Genomic DNA, 457 nt, shown 5'->3' with positions numbered 1-457 from the left:
CGCGAACTCATTGGTCCGGGGCTTGGTCCGTCAGAAGCCGGGACTTTCTGGACGGGCTTCTTGCGCGGCTTGAAAGCCCGGGGGCTGGAACGGCACCAAGCTGGTGTTCAGCGACGCGCACAGCGGCCTCAGGGCGGCCATCGTGCTGGCCAACATGGCGTTCCGCGCCAGTACAGAACGAAGTTGCACAGTACCAATCCGATCGAGCGCTTGAACAAGGAGGTGAAGCGCCGGGCCGATGCCGCCGGTATTTTCCTGAATGAGGCCCCCATCACCTGCCTGATCGGCGCCGTGCTGTTCGAACAGAACGGCGAATGGCAGATCGCCAGCCGCTACATGATGGTTGAGGCCTTCGCCGAAACCGGCGCAGAGCAGACAGACCCCATTCTCAGCCTTTCAACACAAGCCGCCTGATCATGACCTCTGGCCATCCGGGAAATCACACCAGCTTGACGGA

The 457-nt window shown here is 61.7% G+C and carries 1 pseudogene; it reads left to right on the top strand.

Going from position 1 to position 457, the window contains the following annotated elements:
* A pseudogene (locus tag L1069_RS23955) lies at positions 1-414 on the top strand (transposase); the annotation flags it as partial.
* Between the last annotated feature and the right edge of the window lie 43 nt (positions 415-457).

This window comes from Leisingera sp. MMG026 (assembly GCF_021654205.1).
Lineage (GTDB): Bacteria > Pseudomonadota > Alphaproteobacteria > Rhodobacterales > Rhodobacteraceae > Leisingera.
This window is presented reverse-complemented; position numbering and strand designations above follow the sequence as displayed.